At 44.0% G+C, this 5,581-nt stretch carries 8 protein-coding genes and 3 tRNA genes; 1 reads left to right on the top strand and 10 read right to left on the bottom strand.

From position 1 onward, the window contains the following. Positions 1-319: 319 nt before the first annotated feature. From AC58PQ_RS29400 to AC58PQ_RS29390, 3 genes are all read right to left on the bottom strand, one after another. Entirely contained in the window at positions 320-1,387 is a 1,068-nt protein-coding gene (locus tag AC58PQ_RS29400; RefSeq protein WP_497247919.1) for an FUSC family protein, read from the bottom strand. Positions 1,388-1,542: 155 nt separating this feature from the next. Further along, positions 1,543-1,740, bottom strand: a complete 198-nt coding sequence (locus tag AC58PQ_RS29395) for a DUF3934 family protein (RefSeq protein ID WP_497247917.1) — start codon at positions 1,738-1,740, stop codon at positions 1,543-1,545. 24 nt (positions 1,741-1,764) lie between these two features. Next, positions 1,765-2,217, bottom strand: coding sequence for a HEAT repeat domain-containing protein (locus tag AC58PQ_RS29390; RefSeq protein ID WP_497247915.1), 453 nt, complete (start codon positions 2,215-2,217; stop codon positions 1,765-1,767). A gap of 177 nt (positions 2,218-2,394) precedes the next feature. Between AC58PQ_RS29390 and AC58PQ_RS29385 the strand changes: the two genes are divergently transcribed. Beyond that, a complete protein-coding gene (locus tag AC58PQ_RS29385; RefSeq protein WP_497247913.1) occupies positions 2,395-2,784 on the top strand; it encodes a helix-turn-helix domain-containing protein in 390 nt (129 codons plus the stop codon). A gap of 90 nt (positions 2,785-2,874) precedes the next feature. On the opposite strand, the gene AC58PQ_RS29380 is transcribed toward AC58PQ_RS29385, so the two are convergent. The 7 genes from AC58PQ_RS29380 to AC58PQ_RS29350 form a co-directional block, all read right to left on the bottom strand. After that, on the bottom strand, positions 2,875-3,060 hold the full coding sequence (locus tag AC58PQ_RS29380; protein WP_497247911.1) for a hypothetical protein: 186 nt from the start codon (positions 3,058-3,060) through the stop codon (positions 2,875-2,877). Between the two features lie 104 nt (positions 3,061-3,164). Then, positions 3,165-3,830, bottom strand: coding sequence for a thiaminase II (gene tenA, locus AC58PQ_RS29375; protein ID WP_497247909.1), 666 nt, complete (start codon positions 3,828-3,830; stop codon positions 3,165-3,167). Between the two features lie 199 nt (positions 3,831-4,029). Further along, positions 4,030-4,617: a thioredoxin family protein gene (locus tag AC58PQ_RS29370; RefSeq protein ID WP_497247907.1), complete on the bottom strand. Its 588-nt coding sequence runs from the start codon at positions 4,615-4,617 to the stop codon at positions 4,030-4,032. A gap of 28 nt (positions 4,618-4,645) precedes the next feature. Continuing rightward, entirely contained in the window at positions 4,646-5,068 is a 423-nt protein-coding gene (locus AC58PQ_RS29365; RefSeq protein WP_497247905.1) for a VOC family protein, read from the bottom strand. Between the two features lie 169 nt (positions 5,069-5,237). After that, positions 5,238-5,311, bottom strand: a tRNA-Pro gene (locus tag AC58PQ_RS29360). A gap of 45 nt (positions 5,312-5,356) precedes the next feature. Beyond that, positions 5,357-5,428 (bottom strand) — tRNA-Gly (locus AC58PQ_RS29355). 44 nt (positions 5,429-5,472) lie between these two features. Continuing rightward, positions 5,473-5,552 (bottom strand) — tRNA-Leu (locus AC58PQ_RS29350). Between the last annotated feature and the right edge of the window lie 29 nt (positions 5,553-5,581).

Raw genomic sequence — 5,581 nt, 5'->3', positions numbered from 1 at the left:
ATCTGAAAGCTTAATTGCTCATTTGCGTTGCTAGCGAGATTTTGCAATCTCTTTTTTGAACGATTTCTCGTTCGTGCTTACTCACTCGTTGTTCAGTTTTCAAAGATCAATTTCTTTCGCTCACTGCCGTGTTACCGAAGCAGCGAGAAGTAATATACCATATTGATTTATCATTTGCAAGCTTTATTTCATTTCATCCATTCGTGAAGATAATCAACACGTTCAGACTCCATGGTTTGTGCTTGTTCATGCTTGCCCTGTTCGGGGCAAGACACATAATATAACACAAACCATTTCGTAAAGCAAACGCAAATCCGAACTATTTGAGTCGTATACTTTTGAGCAAAATTTCTAGAGGTTCCCTCTCTTCAGTTTCCCCTCGATGATCATGCTCCACAAGCTTATCCAACCGTGCTATCTGATGACCATAGTCATACATGGCTGCTGCCACAATCGAGAGTCGGAGCATACCGTGCGATTGCTCACTGTATCGTGCGATGAGATCGAGCATAAACTGTTCGTTCTCCGCCTCAATTTCCAAGCTATCCGAACTCGTTTCCTTCAGTTTATCATCGTACTTCAATAGAACATGCTCGTGGTACTTAATCAATTTCTCCATATGATCATCAAAACATACATCCGTTTCCGCACTTCGGGAAGCCTGAAAATAATGCTCATCTACAGCTTCCAATACCTCAAGTCCTTTGGACATCACAAGCAGCTTCTGCTTGTACACGACGAGTTCGCGGACCCGTTTGGAGCCGCTGCCCTTCATCTTTTTAATTTCTTCTTCCATAAGTCTATATTTCTCGGATAGTGACTTTAAGCTATTGCGGAGGCTTTCCTTCTCTTCACGAAACACTGTTTCCTTGATCTCATTCGAAATCACCGTGCGAAGGAGCAGCGACATTTTGCTGAAAATAGAACCAATCTGTGCTGCGAATTGCTCTTTGGGCTTAGGGGGGAAGAACAGTACATTCACGAGGAAGGCACAACCGATCCCAATCAGGCTAAGTAATAGACGATTGACGGCAAATCGCCACTCACCTGAGGCCTCCATCACTGCCACTACGGTTACTAATGTAAGACCAATCGTTTCTTCCATGCGCAAACGTAGACTTAGAATGATAACAATAATACATACGATGCCAATAGCAATCACATTTTGCGAAAAAAACATCCCCGCTAGCAGTGCGAAAGCCGCACCAATAATGTTGGTCTGCAGCTGCTCTAAGAAATATCGCCAGGAGCGGTAAATCGAGGGCTGCATGGCAAAAATCGCTGCAACGGCCGCGATGACCGGTGGTGTGAATTCGAGCCAAGCACTTATATATAAAGCTAATGCAACAGCGATGCCTGTTTTCCACACGCGCGCCCCAAATACCATGACACTCACCTCATCCAAAAATATCCTACATCTATCTTACACAGGTCGTGTCATGGATGCAAAAACAGCTGCTTTAACAAACAAACCACCCCCAGCATAATGGGGCTGTTGACAACAGCCCATAATGCCGAGGGTGGTTATAGCTAAGCTATGTGCTAAGCTTTCTTGCTCTTTGTACTCGTGGTACTTGCAGTACTAGTCGTACCTGCTGCCTTGGCCGCAGCTGCTGCAGCTTTAATACCTTTACTCTTGTAGGGTTTCGCGGTGCTTTTTGCCTTATTAGCAGCTGCTTGCCACCGGTTCCAGCCCTTGCTGTCCGTTCCCCTACCTGTTCCACCTTTACCCTTAGCCATATCTTCACTCCATATTTGTTGCTTCTATTTATTCGTTAATAAACCCGACCATGTCGATTCTAACCACTCATCGAAATCCGCGCCTTTGTCACCTTCATACGTATCATAAACATCACTTCTCATTTTCTGCAGCTTTTCTTTGAAAGCCTCATACGTATGACCTTCTGGTAAGCTCTTCTTGATGCGAAGTAAAATTTTACCTACACCTTTAATCAAATCACCTTTTTTACGAGGGGGCTGCTGTACATCCTCACCTAAAAGTTTCAACTTGCGGTAAGCCATCTCCTGAATCGCATAGACGTTATCATTTTTCATAAGTCGCGTAAGGATGGTAATGGATTGAAGATCGTCATTTTCACCTAATGCTTCAACAGCCGCAAGACGCTCCCTCCAATTGGATGTGCGGTTTGCTGCTTTTTTCAACTCTTCTAAACTTGTCGTTTGCTCATTCTGTATTTCCATATTCAACTGATTCATGCTCCTTCTGTGTGCTGTATGTGTTAGATGTTACACCTTTTTCAGCCATAGTGCCAACTTTTTGAAGTGTTTAGTTTTTGGAAGTACCCTTTATGCATGATTTTTGACTTTATATCACCATATATAGGTATCTCATTTTGGGTTCGAATTCAATAACCTCAATTTGAGGTGAATGAGATGTCCGATTTCCTAAGGCTCGTTGGTGAGAGATTGCGAATGATTAGAAAACTTAAAGGGTTCACACAGGATCAGCTGGCTGAAAAAACAGGTAAAGTCGGTATGAGCAAATCACACATATCGGATATTGAACGAGGCCAAAGGAACATTTCGTTGAGCACGTTGGAAACACTAATGAATGCGTTAGAAATAGACCCAAGCGAGTTGTTTAATTTTCAGAAACTTGACGGGGTAGATGGTATCCATGAAAAGAAATTGATCATTGATATTCACAAAAGCATGCTGATGGAACGCGGACTAGATGAAGTTCAATATATTGTCAGGACGGCGAGTGATTTCCTAGGAACATTAGATGCCAAGGAAGCTAGCAGGCGTGGAAAAAAGGACTAACAAGACACAAAAAGCAACGAGCAATTCGCACTTTTAGCGAACGACTCGTTGCTTTTCTTTTCCCTTTTTCACCTGATATTATGACATAACCTAGCCCACTACAACCCCCCTACAGTACTTGCACACTGGCGCATCAATGGCGATTTCCTCGTTGCAGTAGGAGCAGGGCTTGTGTGTTTTCACTTCAGCAGTTGCTGTAGATTTACTTCTTCTAATACTCATGACAACCAGCACACCGACGACCACGACAATCACAGCTAAAATCCAATAAATCATACGAAACACCTCCCAGTTGATAACCAACTTTTGATGATTTCCGTATATGTATATTCACTCTATGGGCTCTTATGATTTTGTTTCATTGGCATTTTTGTCGGAAATTATGGCCACATCTGTTGTTGGTACGACATTTCCCAGAACAATGTTTCGTAGCGAGTCGTATTCAAAAAAATAGTTTCTAATCGTGCTAATTCGCTTTCTGATTTCCCTAAGGCTAATCGGTCCATTAATGTAATGCACCATTCAGCATGTTTACCGAACTCGTCTGAGCTGTAGCCTCTCACCCATTCACCATAGTCCGGATGATCCACTGCACCTGGGAACTCCTTCAGCATGCGGCCGATCTCCCAGTAACTCCACATACAAGGAAGCAAGGCTGCCGTTAACTCCGCTAATCCACCATTCTGTGCCACATGCAACATGTAGTGCGAGTAAGCGAGCGTAATTGGTGAAGGTTCTGCCTGCTCTAGTTCTTCCTCGGTGATCCCAAAGTGAGCTGCATAAGATCGATGAATCCCCATTTCCACATGCAAAATATTGCTAAGCGACGCTGAGAATTCATTCATCGTTTGGAGGTCCGGAGCTTTGATGACACCTAAAGCGAATAATTTGGCATAATCAACTAAATATAAATAGTCTTGAATCATATAAAACCTGAATTTATTGCGATCTAGTGTTCCCAGTCCTAGCTCTTGGACAAAGGGGTGCTGCTGGGTTTGGCGCCATTCGTGCTCATATTTTTGAATTAGGTGTTGTGTAAAGGACATAATCGGTCTCTCCTTAGGCATGGAATTATATGATTAATAAATGCGTGAGTTGCTAGTAGTAGATTAGATGAACTCTATTATTTTACCATATATTAACTTTATTACTAGTGATAATAGGAAGAAAAAAAACAATGAACTTCCACATGTGGAGGAATCATTGCTTTCTATTTTGTACGATATGTAATTTGGATGAAGTTAGCTATACCAAGTCACAAGCATCCGCAGGCATCCAATGCGCATCTTTACCGTCCCATTTCACATTACAGCCAATTGGGTTCGTTAACGGTAACGTAATCTCTTGACTTGAGGTAAGTTCCGCTAGTGCGTTATCTAAGTTGTTTACTGTAATTTTGGCAGCATCCTTCGGACTATCAACGCCGCGTCCTGTGTAGACTAACTTGCGATTTTCATCAAAAACATAAAAATGCGGTGTACGTAGTGCTCCATAGGCTAATGCGGTTTGTTGTGTTTCGTCTCTCAGGTAGATCCATGGATATTGATGCTCCTCCATGTGCGATACCATATAATCGAAGGAATCTACTGGCTTGGTGTTCACGCTGTTGGCGTTGATACCAACGAACTGTACACCCTTATCTTTAAACCGATTGGCAGTTTCGCGTGTCACTTCATTAGAACCGATCACATAAGGGCAATGGTTGCAGGTGAAAAAGATAACGAGCGTTTTCGCATCGCTGAAATCCTTCAACGCGTATGATTGTCCATCCGTAGCTGGTAATGAAAAATCTGGCGCCTCATCTCCGAGCGATAAAGTAAAGGTATAAGCCATGTCACATGCCCCTTTCATTCCTGAACAGTTATAGTTGGTTCTCCCCAGTGCTTTGGAAAAACTCGATGATTTCACCATTTAATCCTTTAACAAAAGCGATGCGTACCGGTGTTGGCGGGTTGACGCCCAAGATCACGTCTTTGGGTTCTACCGTCACAATAGCGCCAGCAGCCACGGCTGCTTCGACAGCCCCATCTACATTATTACTGCGGAATGCTACATGAAAGAAATATCCTTCAGGTTGCGGTTCTCCTGTACCTCCAGCGAAAACCTCCATGTAATTCCCGTCACCAGAGTCCAGCAGGACAGCTCGCTTATCACCTTCGCCCCAGTTGTTCTTCTCTACAAAACCCAATCCTTCTGTATAAAACTTGACTGTGGCGTCAAAATCATTCGCTCTAAGTGCAACGTGATGGAAGCCTCCGCCGCCTATTTTCGTATTCGTTCCCACTTACCATAGCCCTCCTTAGTTCATGATGTGCATACATTTCTCTACTAGTATACGCCATCATTTTGGGTTAGAACATGAGTTACATGGAGGTAACTAAGTTAACCTCGGGTAATCCGAATAAGCAAAAAACCACAGTCCCTCATCACTGGATGAAGAACTGTGGTAAATATCGGGACGACACGATTTGAACATGCGACCCCCTGCTCCCAAAGCAGGTGCTCTACCAAGCTGAGCTACGTCCCGAAGATAAAAAAGCGTTAGGGTGTCTATTAGACCCTTACGCTAGTAAGCGGAAGACGGGGATCGAACCCGCGACCCTCGCCTTGGCAAGGCGATGCTCTACCGCTGAGCCACTTCCGCATAGGGATCCCCAAAGCTGCTTGGAGCAATCTGGGGATATTAGATGCGCGTAGAGGGACTTGAACCCCCACGGTCGCCCGCTAGATCCTAAGTCTAGTGCGTCTGCCAATTCCGCCATACGCGCATGCTGTAAATAAGGCAAATGGTGAGTCA

The sequence above is a fragment of the Paenibacillus sp. J22P143 genome (assembly GCF_059692035.1).
Note: the sequence above shows the minus strand (reverse complement) of the source record. Positions and strands in the feature narration are given on the sequence as shown.